Here is a 17979-nt window from a genome sequence, read left to right on the forward strand (position 1 = left end):
ACAACCTTTCTATTTAATAATTGACAACCTATTTATTTTAGCTGATTTCCTGCATATTGTCGACCGCTTCTCGGAACAGGTTGATTTTTTAAGAATGAAGACATCCATGAAATGATTATTCGTATCATGAAACCGACTCCAAACAAGGAAGTCGTTATGAATAGAACATCAAAGAAATAGAGATTTCCAATAGCTTGATCTTGATCATAAAATGGAGTTAAAGACAGTAAATACTCACCATGTATAAGTCCGGAAACAGACAGAATATAACGTTTTTTTAAAGTTGATGTTAAGAAATAACAAATAACAACAACTAGACAAGCTAACATCCACCTGCTGTCAATAAATGCAATGACCGGATCATAAATAAGCATTAGACGAAAACCAGCAAAGCATGCTGATACAGTCAAAGACATAAACAGAAAATAAAAATACTTTTCTTGTCTCCTTAATGTCTGTACATAAAAATATAGAAAAAAAGCAGAGCCTATGTAAACTAAATGATAAGATGTGTTCATAATTGAAACCTCAATCGGTAAAAGAATGAGAATGAGTAAAATGCTACACCCCATCCAAAAGCGTATCTTCAAACTAGAAGCAAAAAATGTGAACACACCCCAAAAAATCCAACCAAACCAATAAACGAAAATACCATCCATAATTAAACCACCTCAAATTCATTATGGACGAATCTCCATTAAATCATCCGTTTAGATAGTACTATTCTATTTATTTTTCCTCATAAAAAAAGGAGAGATAGGGTTCTACCGCTATCAACTCCTTTTTACTCTTTTTATTTTTTATATTTATCTAGTTTATTCCCGATCATATCTCCTAATGAAAATCCAGAAGGTTCATCATTTTGCTGTGCCTCGTATTGTTTGTAGTCTTCATCGTCTTGTTCATCTTCCTCTAATAAAGCACGAATACTTAAAGAAATTCGCTTTTCATCGATATTCACATCGAGAACTTTCACTTGTACCGTTTCTCCTTCAGTTAATACCTCAGAAGGGGTTCCGATATGCCGATTTGCGATTTGAGAGATATGAACGAGGCCTTCTACTCCAGGTGCGAGCTCGATAAACGCTCCAAAATGAACAAGTCTTCTCACAACGCCTTCTAACACATCGCCAACGGCTACTTTACCAGAAAAAGATTCCCAAGGACCAGGAAGTGTATCTTTAATTGATAATGAAATCCGTTCACTGTCGACATCAACTGAAAGGACTTTGACTTTCACCGTATCCCCTTCAGCTACTACATCTGATGGATCTTCTACACGATGATGAGCTAATTGTGAAATATGTACAAGACCATCAACTCCACCTACATCAATAAATGCACCAAATGATGTTAAGCGCTGTACTTTCCCTTCAACCACATCTCCTTCTTTTAAAGAACTCAATGCATCTTTTTTCAAACGCTCTAAGTCTTCATCCAAAACAGCTCGTTGAGAAAGAATTAACTTATTGTTTTCTTGATCAATTTCCGAAACCTTTAAGCGTAGTGTACGTCCTTTATAATCAGAGAAGTCTTCTACATAATGTCTTTCGACTAATGAAGCTGGTATAAAGCCACGAACACCTAAATCAACAACAAGTCCACCTTTTACAACTTCAGCAACTTCCACTTCTAAGATGTCGCCTGATTCATAGGCTTTTTGCAGGTCATCCCATGCTTTTTCAGCTAAGACAGCTCGTTTAGAGAGAATTAGCTCGTCATCTTCGAGCTTAATCACTTTTAATTCAATCTGATCATCAACTGACAAAACATCACTTACTTTTTCTACATGTAAACTTGAAAGCTCGCTAATTGGAATAATTCCATCAACTTTAAATCCGACATCGACAAACGCTTGTTTATCTTCGACCTTTGTTACTTTACCTGTAACAACTTCACCTATAGATAAAGATTTCATCTCTGCCATTTCGTTGTTCATTTCTTCGACCATTGACTTTTGCCTCCTTCATTACTCGCCGTCTACTTACGGTTATTTTCAACTTATTTAAAATCTTTCACACTAGCGAAAGAATTTGAATAACAATTACTGATGTTCATTTATCAAATTTTGAATTTCAGCCATAATTATCGCAGTTGCTTCTTCAGCAGAGCCTCTAGTCTCTTTTAATTCTGAAAAATCAATAGGCTCACCATAAACTAGCTTAAGTCTACCTCTAAACTTATATGGCCCAATAATAGCACTAGGGATTACGGTAGCATTAGTACGTAACGCAAAAAAACCAGCTCCTGCTAATCCTTTTTGTAATTGACCGTTTTTGCTTCTAGTTCCTTCAGGAAAAAGCCCTACTATTTCATTGTTCTTTATTAATGTCATAGCTGTGCGCAATGCTTGCTTATCACTCATCCCACGACGAATTGGGAATGCGTGTAATTTCGGGAGCAACCATTTTAGTATAGGCTTTTCAAATAGCTCCTTCTTTGCCATATAATGCACGTTTCTGTCTAAGTAGCTTCCTAGTAAAGGCGGATCTAAATTGTTAATATGGTTACAACAAAGCAACACTCCTCCATCTTTAGGAATATTTTCACGTCCAATTACTTCTACTTTATACGAACTTGAGAGAAACAACAAACAAATACGCTTGCCGAATTGGTACATACTCATATTGATGCTCTCTCCTTCACAAGGTTTAAAATTTGTTTTACTACAGCATCTATTGTAAGTGAAGTGGTGTCCACTTCAATAGCACTTTCAGCTTTTTTTAAAGGAGCAAATTCTCTAGTTGAGTCTAACTCATCACGTTTAGCAATTTCTTGAACTAATTGCGCGTAATCGATAGTCTCCCCTTTAGCTATTAATTCTTCATAACGCCTTTTAGCACGTTCTTCAACGGATGCCGTTAAAAATATTTTTAAATCGGCATTTGGTAATACGTGTGTTCCAATATCACGTCCATCTAAAACAACTTGCCCTTCTTTTGCCAGTTGCCTTTGGCGTTGTACCATTTCATGCCGTACTATTTCATGCTGTGCTACTATAGAAACGTTCGCAGTTATGGAAGACGAACGTATATCTGACGTAATATCCTCACCATTTAATAGTACAGTAGTGACACACTTTTCATTTTTTAATTCAATCTCTAACTTATTTAATAAATTTAATAATGCCTTTCCATCTTCTAAGGTTACATTTTCCTGTAACGCCGCATACGTCAATGAGCGATACATAGCACCAGTATCAATATATAAATACGATAATGACTCTGCTACTAATTTAGCAACTGTACTTTTACCTGCTCCTGCAGGTCCATCGATGGCTATATTCATCTCGACTACACCTTCCAACAATAACAACCATATATTTTAATAAGGTTAATTTTATCACAATCTTATATGCTTGGTCTAATGAAGAATACAAAATTGGAATTATATTCTGTTTTTTCTTCGTTGCTCTAACTGTTTTTCAAAGCAATATCGAACGATCGTTTGACTTTCTTCTTTAGAAATTGATAGAAACTGTAGCGATACACGCTTTCCTATATTCCCCTTTATCGGTATAACTCTTATAATTTTGCTCAATGTTTGTATGTAAACTAACTCCCCTGAGTTCATATGTAAAGCGATCCATAGATTTACTTCACCATGCTCAGGAAATGGGTGATCTTCTTGTAACACTACGGCACAACCTCCGCCACTTAAATCCCATGTTACAGAACGAAGAGGCTCATATTTGTTGTCTGTTGGATAAACAACAACATCAACCGCTTCTTCTACTCTAACATAATTACGGCGCTGTGTTCGGATGTAATTTTCTTTTCCTGGATCTTTTAACAATAAAACGGGTACGTTGAACTTTATTCTACCGACAATTTCCGTATTTAGCATATAGACAGCATCATCTTTTCCAACAAACGTAGCATGAAACTCAGTGCCCTCTAAAAAAAAACTCTGCTTGTTCGTTTCTTCATCTATTGGATAATCAACAACTAAGTGAGAATCATGATAATCAACAATTCGACAACGAAACTTTCTATTTTGTTGATTTTCTGCTTTGATTGATATTTCTAATATAAGAACCGTACCTACTTCAATCATAAATACCCCTCCTGTAAATACCGCTACTTTCATTTCTTATCTATTATGACATGAATGAGTCAAAAGTAACACCTTTCCGATCGATTATACATACCCTTTATCCTATAAAAAAGTGGAAGGGGGTACTTTATCCCCCCTTCCGCTTATCTTTTTTAAGAGAAATCATATACTGGCTCCGCCTGTTCTAGCATTTCAACCTTCTCTTCTTCACCATCCTCTGCGTTAATAAAAATCCGATACGTATTATTATCAATTACACCAAAGAACTCATAGCATAATACTTCTTCCCCTAAATCATTCTCAATAACTGCAATATGATCCTCCATAATTTCAAGTTGTGGATTAACGTTATCTAACGCTTCCTCCATTGAAATTTCTGGATCTGGAATATCCCTTTCCTTATGGTTAATTAGATAACTGATGGCGTGATAACCTAATATATCATTGTCATCCAGTGCTACCTCAAGGGTAATTTGGTCTGGATAAATACGTACATTGTCTTCTAAATGTACGTATTCCAGTACAGCCAAAGAATTGTATTGCTTACTATCAACTAACTGCATTGAAGATTTATCTTGCTTTCTTAGAAATTTAGAACCAGCTTCAGCTGCTTCGTTTAAACTTTTGTTCGTTTCTGAAACCTGACGATCTTGAAGAAACCATAATGGCTCTCCACCATAAACACTCATGTCCATATAGTAATTTGAACCATGGTTAGGATCATTTACAACGATTGAGTATGCAGGATACTCTAATCCATTACCAGTTTTGGAAATGTCCACTTCGGTTTGTTCATTCATATTTAGGAAGGACAACGCCTTATCTTTCGCTTCCTCTTCTGAAATTTCTTTCCCTTCTTCAAGAGCCCTTTTTAATTCTCCATTTAGATCATCAATGGCGGCTAAACTTACTCCCCAATCTGTTTCACTATAACCCTCTACCGCTTTATTCATGACTTCAAAATTTGTAACGACTTCATTTTCTTTCGCTTCCTCTGTTTGCTCAAGCGCTTGTTCAACATCTAACCAACGTCCATCTTGCTGTAACATCAATGCTTGTGCTTTTCTTAGTTCTTGTCGAATCTCTTTAGAGTAATCATAAAACTTTTCAAGTGTTTCATATTCCTCATCTGTTAAAGGCTCCTTGTCCAGATCTCTTATCGATGTCCGATAAGAAAAACGCCCCATTTTAAACAGAAACTCTTCCGTTTTACCTATATCAACAAAATTTAAAGGGAGCTGTCCGATCATTTCATGTGCTAGACTTGTCACACGCCAAATCTCTGCTAAAGCAGGCGTTAACTGTCTTCTTGTATTCATGGCTAAACTAGCTCCTAATTGATCTTCAATTTGATCTATATAATAGGCTAATTCATGAAAAGCTCGTTGGTAATTATTCTCTGCTTGTATTTGTAAAGTTTGGCCTTGAGTTTGTTGTTGATATCCCCAAATACCCGTTGAAACTAAAGCGATAGCTAATAGACCAATAATAAGATTCTTTGCCATACTTTTCACCTCCAAAGATTAATGACAGAAAATGTGCTTCCCGATACGTTTAATTTGCGGTCTGCTCCAAATCCATCCAGATGTGGCTGTATCAGGATTGAAATAGTAAATAGCGTTTCCGGTTGGATCCTGGCCATTTAATGCATCTAAAACCGCTCTTCGCGCTGTTTCATCAGGGTCCATATATATTTGTCCATCTGCAACAGCAGTAAATGCCCGTGGCTCAAAAATAACACCTGAAACCGTATTAGGGAAAATTGGACTATTTACACGATTGATAATGACAGCAGCAACGGCAACCTGGCCAATATATGGCTCACCACGTGCCTCTCCATAAACGGCTTGCGCCATAATTTGAATGTCATTATCAGAGTAACCAGGGGGAACATTATCGGCTTTTTGAATATTTGCTTCATTATCCTGTTCCTCTGGTACCTCTTCATATGGAACCGGTTCTTCAGGTATTGGTTGTTCTTCAGGAATTGGTTCCTCTGTCGGTGCTGCTTCTTCACCTGCTGGTTCCTCTTGTTGAGCAGGGGGCTCCTGATCAGGAGGTGATGGAGCTGGCTCCTCCGCTTCTTGAGGTGAAGGGGTCGGCTCCTCTGGTTGGTCCGCTTCTGCTTCACCAGTACGTTGTTGTGGTTTTTCTTCTTTTTGAGGCGTTTGAGTCTGTTTTTGACCTGTACTTCCTTTAGGGCCTTTTTGAATATCTAACGGTGTGGTGCCATAATGTGTAAATTTCCTACCCTCTGTCAAAGCTTTTTGAACAAACTCTTCGTGGTATTGTGTTGTTTTCTCTAACCGTTCCTTCATCTGAGGACCAACTAATCCATCAACCGTCATACCGAATTGATCTTGGTAATTTCTTACGGACCAATAGGTTCCCCATCCGTAAACACCATCAATCGTTCCATCGTAAAACCCGATGTATTGTAATCTTGCTTGCAATTCAACGACATCATCTCCAGTTGCTCCTCTTTGTACAATTTGTTCTGAAAAAGCGAATGTCGTCTGAGGCCAATGAAATACACTGACTAAAAGTAACGCAATTACTAAAATCGTTTTACGCATAACGATACCCTCCTTATCTTCAAACGCTTAAATACGTCCTACTTTCTAAGGATATTGTTTGTAAAGAACCATATTTTATACAAATGGATCAAAAAAACAGTTAACTACCCATTTTTTTCAGAAAAACATAAAAAAGCTAAAAAAGCCTTGTACACCACAGTAAGTGTATAAGGCTTAAAATCTCACTATTTAATTTGCTAAAACATTAAAATAACGTCCTTCAGGATGAGCAAATACCATCGCAGTAACTGAAGCTTCCGGTTCCATCATATACCCTTCCGTTAGTTCAATACCTATCTTTTCTGGTTTAAGTAAAGAGAAGAGCTTTTCTTGATCTTCCAAGTTTGGACATGCAGGATAACCGAATGAAACACGTACTCCTTGATACTTTGCAGCAAACCGTTGATCCATTGTCATATCAGGTGAATCAGGAAAACCCATTCGATCTCGCATTAATTGATGGACGCGTTCAGCAAACCCTTCGGCAATTTCTAATGCTGCAGCTTGAATTAAATGACTGTATAAATAGTCTCCATCACGTTTAGCTTGCTCGGCCAGCTCTCTTATTCCTTGGCCTGCAGTAACTGCTAAGAAACCAACATAATCCATCTCACCACTCGAAACTGGGCGTAAATAGTCCGCTAAGCATAGGAAAGGTTTATGATTTTGACGAGGAAATGTAAAACGCTCTATAATCGTTTTATGATCTATTGGATCATAAATAATGATATCATTTCCATCTGATTGAGCAGGAAAGAATCGATACATTCCATGAGCCTTGATTAGTTCGTTGCTTTTTGCTTCGTGTAAAAATTGATCTACCTTTTCCTTTAATGCTACTGTACGTTCATCACCTTCAGCTAATAAACGACTCACTTTTCCTTGTAAGCCTAAATGACGACCAAGTAGCATTTGCATATTGATATAAGGTACTAAATGTGATAGTTGGTACTCGCGAAGAATATGCGGATCAACGTCAGACGGCTTAAACACTTGAGCTTCTTTCACTTCAGATCTTGCTGGTACTATAACCTCTTTTTGTACCTTTGGCTCTTTTGTTACGGTTACTTGATCTCGCTTCAATTGAGCTTCTTTTAATTCTTCAGCAAGCTTCTGTTTCTCATCCGGCTTCGCTAATCTATTTGCTATATCAAGTCCATTCATTGCATCCTTAGCATATAAAACAAGGCCATCATATTCAGGGGCAATCCGAGTGTTTGTAAATTTCCGCGTAAGTGCAGCACCACCAACTAGAATAGGTAATGAAATTTGCTGCTGCTTTAAGTCTTGGGCAGTTAAAACCATTTGTTGTGCAGATTTGACTAAAAGACCAGATAATCCTATTGCATCAGGATTTTCTCGGTTAATCGCATCAATCAATTCATTAGGTGTTACTTTTATACCTAGGTTCACAATATTGAATCCGTTATTGCTTAGTATGATTTCAACAAGGTTTTTACCGATATCATGAACATCACCTTTAACAGTCGCAAGAAGAATTTTCCCTTTCCCATTTCCATTTTCTTTCTTTTCCATCAACGGTTCTAAATGAGCAACCGAGGCTTTCATCACCTCAGCGCTTTGTAAAACTTCAGCTACAATTAATTCATTATTATTAAATAACCGACCTACCTCGTCCATCCCCGTCATTAGTGGACCATTAATAATGTCTAAAGGTTCATCATACTTTTCTAAGGCTAAATCTAAATCTTTGATTAAACCATCTTTTGATCCTTCTACAATGTAAGATGCAAGTCGCTCCTCCAATGTTAAATTAGAGTGCTCAACTTTCTTTTCAGCTTTTTTTCCACGATAGAATGCCGTAAAGCTTGCTAAGTTCTCATCGGTTGTATGAAACAATAGCTGACTGGACATTTCTTTTTCCTCATCTGAAATGGATGCATATCGTTCAAGTTTCTCAGTGTTCACAATCGCGTAATCTAATCCTGCTTGTGTACAATGATATAAATAGACTGCATTTAGCACTTCACGACCGACAGGAGGTAGCCCAAAAGAAACGTTGCTTACTCCAAGAATCGTTAAACATTTGGGAAGTGCTTCTTTGATTAAACGGATGCCTTCTACCGTTGCATTTGCTGAGCCTATATATTGCTCATCGCCAGTTCCAACCGGAAATACTAACGGGTCGAAGATAATATCTTCAGGCTGTAAACCATATTTATTGACTAATAAATCATGCGATCGTTTAGCAACTTCTAACTTACGTTCAGCAGATACAGCCATCCCTTCCTCATCAATTGTTCCAATAACAACAGCTGCTCCGTACTTCTTTATAATTGGCACAACAGCTTCAAAGCGCTCCTCACCATCTTCTAAATTAATTGAATTAATGATGGCCTTACCTTGAGAATACGTTAATGCTTTTTCAATGACTTTTTCATCAGTCGAATCAATCATCAAAGGAACTTTAACTTTATTAATAACAAACGACAAAAATTCTTCCATGTCTTGTAGTTCATCTCGATCTGGATCTGCCAAACATATGTCTATAACATGGGCACCTCGCTTCACTTGAGCGCGTGCAATTTCAGAGGCTTCCTCGTATTTCCCATCAGCAATCAACTGTTTAAATTTACGGGAGCCGATGACATTCGTTCTTTCACCAACAAATAACGGTCTCATACTATCATCATAAATGAGTGGCTCAATTCCTGATACCGCATGTCCATGCTCACGATTGAATGAGCGAGGGGCTACACCCTTTGTCGCCTCGACCATTACACGGATGTGCTCAGGCGTTGTCCCACAACAGCCCCCAACAACATTTAACCAACCCTTTTCAGCAAAAGCGATAAGCTTCTTTGCAAGAGAATCGGGTGATTCATGATAATGTCCATCTTCATCAGGTAAACCAGCATTCGGATAACAGCTTACATAGGTTGTGGAAAGCTCTGACAATGAACGAATATGGTCACGCATAAACTCGGGTCCAGTAGCACAATTTAAACCAACGACAAGTGGCTTCATATGTTCTAATGAAAGATAAAATGCTTCAATGCTCTGTCCAGCTAGAGTCGTCCCCATCGGTTCAATCGTACCTGATACGATTAAAGGCAGCTCGACATTCATTTCTTCACTCGCTTTTTTTATTCCAATATAAGCAGCTTTCACATTTCTCATATCTTGACTTGTTTCGAGTAAAAAAATATCTATTCCGCCTTTAATTAATCCTCGAGCCTGCTCATGATAGGAATGTATTAATTGTTCAAAAGTTGTTCCGCCCGTTACTGATAGAGATTTCGTTGTTGGACCCATGGCACCAGCCACAAACCTTGGCCATTCAGGTGTAGAATATTCTTCTGCCTTCTTTTTGGCGATTTGAGCGGCTATAAGACTTAATTCCTCAGCCTTATAACCAAGGTCATAATCGTCCAATACAATGTCTGTAGACCCAAAAGTGTTCGTCGCAATAATATCTGCACCAGCAGCTAAATATTCACGATGTATTCGTTCAATAACATGAGGAGCGGTTTCATTTAAATATTCATTGCAACCCTCAAATTCTTCTCCACCAAAATCTTCAGCTGTAAGGTTCGCATCTTGAAGCATCGTTCCCATTGCTCCATCAAGAATCATAATTTTCTTTTCGAGCTGTCGTTCAAACAATGATTTAGTCATACTCGTTTCCTTTCCTTTTTAAACTCTCCTTGTTGATTTTGCTTTTTGATCGATATATTCCTTCAGTTCCACAGTCATTTCATATCGTAAAAATGGAGTGATTAAATAAATGCCATTAAAATATTCAAGAGTTGTATCAATTAAAGATTTTGCAATAGATAGACCTTCCTGCGTTGAAGCAGTACGATCTTCCCCGCAAGTTGCCATCGCACTACGAATTTCATCTGTTAGTTTAATACCCGGTACTTCGTTGTGAAGAAACTCTGCATTACGACTATTTGTAAGTGGCATGATGCCGACATAAATTGGATGAGATAAGTGCTTCGTTTCATGATAAAGAGCTTCGATTTGCGCTTCGTTGTAAATCGGTTGTGTCATAAAGTAGTCTGCACCACTTTCAATTTTCTTCTCTAAACGTTTCACTGCTTTATCTAAATATTTCACATTCGGATTGAATGCAGCTCCTACAGAAAATTGAGATTTTTCTCCTAACTCTTTTCCTGAAAAGGAAATACCGTCGTTTAATTGTTTAATGAGCTGTATCAATTGAAATGAAGTTAAATCATAGACTGATGTCGCCCCTGGAAAATCTCCTACCTTCGTAGGATCACCTGTAATAGCTAATATATCATTCATTCCTAGTGCATGTAATCCCATCAAATGAGATTGTAATCCGATTAAATTTCGATCTCGACAAGTAATGTGAACGAGTGGCCGTGCCGAAAGCTGCTGTTTGACCATTGAACCAAGAGATAAATTATCAACTCTCGGAGAAGCTAACGAATTATCAGCCATTGTAATTGCGTCCACACCGGCATCTTTCAATGCTTTAGCCCCTTGCATAAAACCTTCCGTACTTAATTTCTTTGGTGGATCTAATTCTACAATAACTGAATGGCGTTCCTTCACGATCTCTGGCAATGGTTTATCTATTTTTGGTGGAATTTGATCTTTCACCAATATTTGATGTAAAGGACGGACAACTTTGCTCGTAATTGGGGCTACTTCTTTTTTTACTTTGGCAAACGCAGCAATATGTTCCGGAGTCGTACCACAACAACCGCCTAGTAATCTCACACCTTGTTCGATAAACTTTTTCCCCATTGATTGAAAATAATCAGCGTTAGATTGATAAAAAACACGTCCATCGCGGAAATCAGGCAAGCTTGCATTAGGATAAGCAGCAAGAAACCCTTGATTAGGAATAGGAACGGTTTCAAATGAACGCAACATATGATATGGTCCCATACGGCAGTTTAAACCAACAACGTCTGCACCATTATGATACAAAGCTTTAAATGCTTCCGTTACAGGAATCCCACCATTTAATACTCCGATTTCTCCTAATGAGATATTCATCACGATCGGTAAGGAAGTTAGGTTACGAGCAAGCTCCACAGCGAGCTTTGCTTCTTCTAGATCATAAAATGTTTCAAGAAGAAGACCATCCACACCTGATTCAAGTAGGATTTCAGCTTGTTCCTTAAAAGCATTTCGAATTTCTTCGAGCCCTACTTCTTCTAATTGAAAACGTCTAATCCCACCTATTGTTCCAAATATATAAGTGTCATTATGTGAAGCTTGCTTAGCAAGCTTCACACTTTGATAATTAATATCTTTCACTTGCTTTGAAAGACCATATTTATCGAGTTTAATAGCATTAGCTGCATATGAATTCGTTTGAATCATATCAGCTCCAGCGTTTACATATTTTTCGTGGACATCAACGATCATTTCAGGATGAGTACGATTTAACTCCTCAAAGCATTGATCAACGCCTAATGCGTACAATTGAGTCCCCATTGCTCCATCACCAATTAAAATGTTAGATTGTAGCTGATTTAAAAAAGTCACCTTATTCCTCCCATCTCGATCCTATGCTAGGACTGCCCCTTTACGTAATGAAATGCTTGCTGTAAATCTCCAATTAAATCTTCAGCTTCTTCAATCCCAACCGAGAAGCGTAATAAACGATTACAGACACCATTGGCAATTCGAATTTCTTCAGGTATGTCCATATGAGTTTGTGTGGCTGGATAAGTCATAAGACTTTCAACTCCACCAAGACTTTCAGCAAATGAGATTAGCTTTAATTGTTGTAAAAATGGATTTACCCATTCTTCCTGTTCAATTCGAAATGAAACCATCCCGCCTTTCCCAGGATAAAGTACCTCTTTTACACCTTCCTCTTGCTCAAAATACTGAACGATTTTTTTCGCATTTTCTTGGTGTTTGTTCATTCTTAAACCTAATGTCTTCATTCCTCTTATTAATAACCAAGAGTCAAAAGATGAAAGTATCGCACCTACACCATTTTGATAATAAAAGAGCCTTTCACATAAAGCTTCACCTTTTGCGACTATTAGTCCAGCAATCACATCATTATGACCACCTAAATATTTTGATGCACTATGAATAACGATATTAGCACCTTCAGCTAGCGGTTGCTGTAGCAATGGTGTATAAAAGGTGTTGTCAACAATCAATAACAAATCGTGCTTTTTAGCAAAAGTAGCTAATTCACTGATGGATGCTTCTTGCATAAGTGGATTTGTCGGTGTTTCAATAAAGAGCGCTTTTGTTTTATCAGTTAAACAAGCTTCAACATTACGAATATCACGAGGATCGGCATACGAAAAATTCAAACCCCATCTATTCCAGCCTTCTTCAAATAACCGATAGGTTCCGCCATATAAATCCTTCGAAGCGATAATTTCATCCCCTGCCTCGAATAATGAAAAGACAATTTGAATGGCGGCCATTCCTGAACTACAGGCAAAGCCTCTGTCTCCTTTTTCTAAACTAGCAATGGCGTTCTCCAACACTTCCCTTGTTGGATTACCTGTACGAGAGTAATCATATCCCGTTGATTCTCCGATACCTGTATGCCGATACGCTGTAGAGAAATAAACAGGAGTATTAATGGTTCCTGTAGGATCTTTTGAGCGGTTTCCAATTTGTACAAGTTCTGTGCGTAAATGCTTGTCATTCATCAACATAACCTCCTAGTCAAATAAGACAACTCAGATTAATTTTTTTTAGTAGTCTCATCATCATATCCTTCTTACTTTTTGTAGAACAAAGAAAACACCTTCTTCGAGTAATAAGAAGAAGGTGTTTGTTTACATTTAATCAGCTCTCCTTCTTATCTCTCAAGTCAATTTCAACTTGTTGGAATTAGCACCTGACCTAGTGGCTGGTTGCTGAGACATCATAGGGCCATTCCCTCCGCCTCTCGTGATAAGAATCATCATATATTGTTTTATTAAAGGTACAACACTTTCGTTAAATTTGCAAGGTTATTTCGTTTTCTTTTTTATTCGAGAGTTGCATCTGTGTGTAATTGTTGATCATTTCCACATACACACCGTTTAAATCCCGTTTCAAACTCACCATGATCATTTAAATAACCTCGTAAAATATATTTTTCACCACAACTTAAACAGCGTATAACAACGCGATACCGCTCTCTCTGTTGCATGATTATTCCCCTTTCTTAAACATCTAATTGATGAGCTCGTTTTACTTTTGTTAATGCTAACCACCATAATAACAGCATAAATGGAATCATTCCAATAAGAAAGTATATATCAAATAATACTAAAATGAAATCATATGTTCCATGTAATAAAAATGGAAATAATAAAGCGAAAAATAGATATAAACGTTTTCTTGAATGCTCAAGCTTACTTCGTCCAAAGTAGTAGCCCATTATGACCCCATACAGAGCGTGACTCGATACAGGAAAAATAGCCCTTCCAAGAGCAAAATCAAGACCATTTGCTAATAAGTAAAAAACATTTTCAAGTGTTGCAAAGCCGAGCGATAACGCGACACCAAAAACAATCCCGTCATAACGTTTAGTGAATGTCGTATGTTGATAAGTAAAAAAATAAAGAAGAAACCATTTAAAAAATTCTTCAACAAATCCATATAAGAAAAAAGTACGAAGAAAAGCTTGTTGAAAGTAACCTTCCGTTAAGAAAGCATATTGTAATACCATAACTGGAAACACTAAGAGAGCACCAACAAAAAATGTCCTAAAAATAAAACCAACTGTTGTATCACTATAATGATTTCTTAAATAAAAATATGATAATAAAGCCATTCCCGGAGCAATAGCTGCTGTAATGAGTGCAATCATTATATGTCCTTTCCCTTTTATCTTAAGCATTTGAACCTTTGATTATTCGACTCAGAAAAAACGTGCAGAAAAATGCTTCATAACCTCCTCAAGTAAATCATTATTCTGCTATGATATATAAGGTCAGTACTATCATTATTCAGATCGATAAGAGGTGTATAAATTGAAAAAAATACTTATTCTTAATACTGGTGGAACGATTGCGATGCAAGAAGGTCCAAATGGTACAATCTTAAAGCAACAGTTAAATCCATTATATTCCACAATTGAATCTCTATCAACAATAGCTTCTGTCATCGTTGATGATTATTTAAATATTCCCTCTCCTCATATGACTCCTTATATAGTAGTACAATTAGCAAAACATATGAAGAAACGAGTTAAGGAAGATCAATTAGAAGGAATTGTTATTACTCACGGAACTGATACTCTTGAAGAAACAGCCTATTTGCTTGATTTATTATTAGGATGGGACATCCCGCTGATTGTGACAGGTGCAATGAGATCAAGTAATGAACTCGGCGCAGATGGTCCTCATAACCTCATTTCAGCTGTCAAAGTAGCTGCCTGTAAGGAGGCGGAAGGAAAAGGTGTTCTTGTTGTTTTAAATGATGAAATTCACACTGCAAAAAACGTAACGAAAACACATTCAAGCAATATTGCTACATTTCAAAGCCCTCAATATGGGCCAATTGGGATTGTTACAAAGCGCGGGGTTACTTTTCACCACACGTTAACGAAGCGTGAGACGTATAATTTGACTCAATTAAATAAGAACGTTGCCTTAATGAAAACCTATACAGGAATGGACCCTAGCATCATCGACGCCATCCATAAGACGAATATAGATGGGTTGGTGATCGAAGCATTCGGCCAAGGTAATGTACCTCCTGAATTAGTTAAACCTATTCAATCACTTCTATCTAACAATATAGCTGTTATTCTTGTTTCACGTTGCTTTAGTGGTATCGTTCAAGATATTTATGCTTACGAAGGAGGTGGCAGAACATTAAAAGAATTAGGAGTCATTTTCGCAAATGGCTTAAATGGACAAAAGGCTCGCTTGAAATTAATGGTGGTACTCGAACAAACAAATGACTTATCTCAGATGCACGCTTTATTTGAGCAATAATCGTAATAAAAAAACCACTCATACTAAGCTTTTCAAAATAGGCAAAGTTTTCGCGCATTGCTTAAAGGGGACTGGAAAAGTTAAAAATCAAACTTTTTCAATCCCCTTGAAATACCCATCTCTAGACTTTTACATTCATGAGTATGAAATAATATGATTGGCAATAACCTCTCCATGAAAACGTCCATTTTCAATAAATATTTCATTAGCATTGTTTCCCGCAGCAATTACACCGGCAATATAAAGCCCATTTACATTTGTTTCCATTGTCACTGGATCAAAGTTTGGACGCCCCGTTTCCACGTCTACTTTTACTCCCATCGCTTTAATAAACGAATGATCAGGATGATAACCCGTCATGGCAAAAACGACATCAGCTTTAACCTCTTGGCTCGTACCTTCTTTTTTATATATGACAGATGAGTTCGTAATCTCAGTTACTTCAGTATTAAACTCCATTTGAATGGAGTTATTACGAACTAACGAATCAAACTCTGGTAAAATCCATGGCTTAACACTTGTTGAATAATCATTACCACGGTATAAGTTCGTTACTCGTGCACCAGCCTTTTGTAGTTCTAGCGATGCATCAACGGCTGAGTTCTTCCCTCCTATAACGACAACATCCATATCAAAGTACGGATGAGCTTCCTTGAAATAATGATGGACATGACTGAGGTTTTCACCTGGTATATTAAGCATATTGGGAGAATCGTAATATCCAGTCGCCACAATAACGAAAGTGGACTCATAACACCCCTTTGATGTGCTTATATTGAATAACCCACCCTTTTTTTTCACTTTCAATACTCGCTCGTATTTATTAATGCGGATCTCTTTCCTTTTCACTACATCACGATAATACACTAATGCTTGATTTCGTCTAGGCTTTCGTTCTTCTGTTAGAAAAGCTACATCACCAATCTCAAGCTTTTCACTCGTACTAAAAAACGTTTGGTGAGTGGGATAACGATAAATAGAATGAACAACGTTTTCTTTTTCGATGACTAACGTGTTAAGCCCTTTATTTTGACATGCAATTGCTGCTGACAATCCACATGGGCCAGCACCAATAATAATAACATCTTCTCTATTCATTAATAAACCACCTACATAAAAAGGAGTTGCCAGTTTGCAAGGCTTCTCCTTTTTTTATTTATTATATCAAACTAATGACAACCGCGAAAACGAGATGCTTCAACGATTGAACGTAAACTATACATAAACGAAGCTAAGCGCAAGTTAACTTTACGTCTAATCGCTAATTCATAGACATCTTGATAGGATTGAGCCGTTCTCTTTTTTAACTGTTGCTCGACTTCTGCTTCTGACCATCTTAACCCTTGTTTATATTGTAACCACTCTAAATACGAAATGATGTCTGTTCCAATACTTGCAAGAACATGAGGTACAATAAATAGTTCATTTTGATTAATACTTGGCATATTAGTCATTGGTAGTGAATGATTGGTCACCTCAATAACAATCGAAGCATCAAGGTTTTCAATTTGAATAGGTGTGACTTGCTGCTGCTCAGAAGCAAGTAACAATAAATCACATTGCTTTCCTTGAAGTTCCTCTATCTTCAACGTATTTTTAAATAATTTAGTTACGGTTCCAAAGCTATCCCGTCGATCTAATAAATAATCAATATCTAAACCATCTTCATCATATAGTGCTCCGTAACTATCTGAAACTCCAATTACAGTAGCCCCTTGTTGATGTACATATTGTGCAAGAAAGCTTCCGACTTTTCCAAAACCTTGAATGATTACTCGCGTATCACTTAACTCTCGTTTGTTATAGTTTAACGTTTCATTTAATGTTGTAATAATACTAATTGCCGCCGCTTTTTCACGACCATATGTACCACCAATTTCTAATGCTTTACCTGTAATGGCACCTGCTGACTCCTTATCAAAATAACTTAATTCATCATACATCCAAGACATCATTTGAGTATTCGCTTGACCTTCAGACGTTAGTATATCCTTACTTGAGCCGATAATCTCATACATTCTACGTATATACAGCCTACTTAAGCGTTCCATTTCACGATAAGATAACTCACGAGGATCGCAAATAATTAATCCTTTTGCTCCACCAAATGGAATGTTTGAAACTCCCGCTTTAATACTCATAATCATCGCTAAAGATTCTACATCATTTTCATTATAATTATGGTGACAAATGACACCACCCATTGTGGGACCTTTATATAAATGATGTTGTACACGATATGCCGTGTATAACCTTGTGGAACCATCATCTAACTTCAAAGGTAGCGTCACTTTAACGAGTCTTGCCGGCTCCATAAATTGTAAGTATTCTTTTTCGGAATATCCTAACTTATTAAATGCAATCGTAAATTCTTCTTTAGTTGTAAAAAGTACGTCATTTTCCTCCGTACTTCCTTTTATCTTAGACATCTC

Annotated in this window: 15 protein-coding genes and 1 riboswitch; of the genes, 1 reads left to right on the forward strand and 14 read right to left on the reverse strand. The window is 37.2% G+C overall.

Annotated elements, in window-relative coordinates:
• Window positions 1-32: 32 nt before the first annotated feature.
• From MW695_RS12245 to prsW, 12 genes are all read right to left on the reverse strand, one after another.
• Window positions 33-659, reverse strand: coding sequence for a YphA family membrane protein (locus MW695_RS12245; RefSeq protein ID WP_247105631.1), 627 nt, complete (start codon window positions 657-659; stop codon window positions 33-35).
• A 134-nt stretch (window positions 660-793) separates the two neighbouring features.
• Window positions 794-1951 carry a 30S ribosomal protein S1 gene (gene rpsA, locus MW695_RS12250; protein WP_247105633.1) on the reverse strand — a complete coding sequence of 386 codons (1158 nt, stop codon included), beginning with the start codon at window positions 1949-1951 and terminating at the stop codon, window positions 794-796.
• 93 nt (window positions 1952-2044) lie between these two features.
• On the reverse strand, window positions 2045-2626 hold the full coding sequence (locus tag MW695_RS12255; RefSeq protein ID WP_247105635.1) for a lysophospholipid acyltransferase family protein: 582 nt from the start codon (window positions 2624-2626) through the stop codon (window positions 2045-2047).
• Window positions 2623-3288 carry a (d)CMP kinase gene (gene cmk / locus MW695_RS12260; protein WP_247105636.1) on the reverse strand — a complete coding sequence of 222 codons (666 nt, stop codon included), beginning with the start codon at window positions 3286-3288 and terminating at the stop codon, window positions 2623-2625. Before cmk ends, MW695_RS12255 begins: the two co-directional genes overlap by 4 nt.
• 99 nt (window positions 3289-3387) lie before the next feature.
• A complete protein-coding gene (locus MW695_RS12265; protein WP_247105638.1) occupies window positions 3388-4056 on the reverse strand; it encodes a flagellar brake protein in 669 nt (222 codons plus the stop codon).
• 152 nt (window positions 4057-4208) lie between these two features.
• Window positions 4209-5561 (reverse strand): germination protein YpeB, encoded by a 1353-nt coding sequence (gene ypeB, locus MW695_RS12270; RefSeq protein ID WP_247105639.1) that lies wholly within the window; start codon window positions 5559-5561, stop codon window positions 4209-4211.
• Window positions 5562-5579: 18 nt separating this feature from the next.
• On the reverse strand, window positions 5580-6632 hold the full coding sequence (locus MW695_RS12275; protein WP_247105640.1) for a cell wall hydrolase: 1053 nt from the start codon (window positions 6630-6632) through the stop codon (window positions 5580-5582).
• Between the two features lie 189 nt (window positions 6633-6821).
• Complete coding sequence (metH, locus tag MW695_RS12280) at window positions 6822-10271, reverse strand: methionine synthase (protein WP_247105641.1); 3450 nt, start codon at window positions 10269-10271, stop codon at window positions 6822-6824.
• 18 nt (window positions 10272-10289) lie between these two features.
• Window positions 10290-12125 (reverse strand): bifunctional homocysteine S-methyltransferase/methylenetetrahydrofolate reductase, encoded by a 1836-nt coding sequence (locus tag MW695_RS12285; protein WP_247105642.1) that lies wholly within the window; start codon window positions 12123-12125, stop codon window positions 10290-10292.
• Window positions 12126-12151: 26 nt separating this feature from the next.
• Window positions 12152-13264: a methionine biosynthesis PLP-dependent protein gene (locus MW695_RS12290; protein WP_247105643.1), complete on the reverse strand. Its 1113-nt coding sequence runs from the start codon at window positions 13262-13264 to the stop codon at window positions 12152-12154.
• 149 nt (window positions 13265-13413) lie between these two features.
• A riboswitch (SAM riboswitch) is annotated at window positions 13414-13518 on the reverse strand.
• Window positions 13519-13587: 69 nt separating this feature from the next.
• Window positions 13588-13752: a hypothetical protein gene (locus MW695_RS12295; RefSeq protein WP_247105644.1), complete on the reverse strand. Its 165-nt coding sequence runs from the start codon at window positions 13750-13752 to the stop codon at window positions 13588-13590.
• 15 nt (window positions 13753-13767) lie between these two features.
• Window positions 13768-14415, reverse strand: coding sequence for a glutamic-type intramembrane protease PrsW (gene prsW / locus MW695_RS12300; RefSeq protein WP_247105724.1), 648 nt, complete (start codon window positions 14413-14415; stop codon window positions 13768-13770).
• A gap of 163 nt (window positions 14416-14578) precedes the next feature.
• Between prsW and MW695_RS12305 the strand changes: the two genes are divergently transcribed.
• A complete protein-coding gene (locus MW695_RS12305; protein ID WP_247105645.1) occupies window positions 14579-15547 on the forward strand; it encodes an asparaginase in 969 nt (322 codons plus the stop codon).
• A gap of 135 nt (window positions 15548-15682) precedes the next feature.
• On the opposite strand, the gene MW695_RS12310 is transcribed toward MW695_RS12305, so the two are convergent.
• Together MW695_RS12310 and MW695_RS12315 are read right to left on the reverse strand one after the other, a co-directional pair.
• Window positions 15683-16645: a YpdA family putative bacillithiol disulfide reductase gene (locus tag MW695_RS12310; RefSeq protein ID WP_247105646.1), complete on the reverse strand. Its 963-nt coding sequence runs from the start codon at window positions 16643-16645 to the stop codon at window positions 15683-15685.
• 71 nt (window positions 16646-16716) lie between these two features.
• A complete protein-coding gene (locus MW695_RS12315) occupies window positions 16717-17976 on the reverse strand; it encodes a Glu/Leu/Phe/Val family dehydrogenase (protein WP_247105647.1) in 1260 nt (419 codons plus the stop codon).
• Window positions 17977-17979: the final 3 nt, after the last annotated feature.

It is taken from the genome of Halalkalibacter sp. APA_J-10(15) (assembly GCF_023017105.1).
Taxonomy (GTDB): Bacteria; Bacillota; Bacilli; order Bacillales; family Bacillaceae_D; genus Halalkalibacter.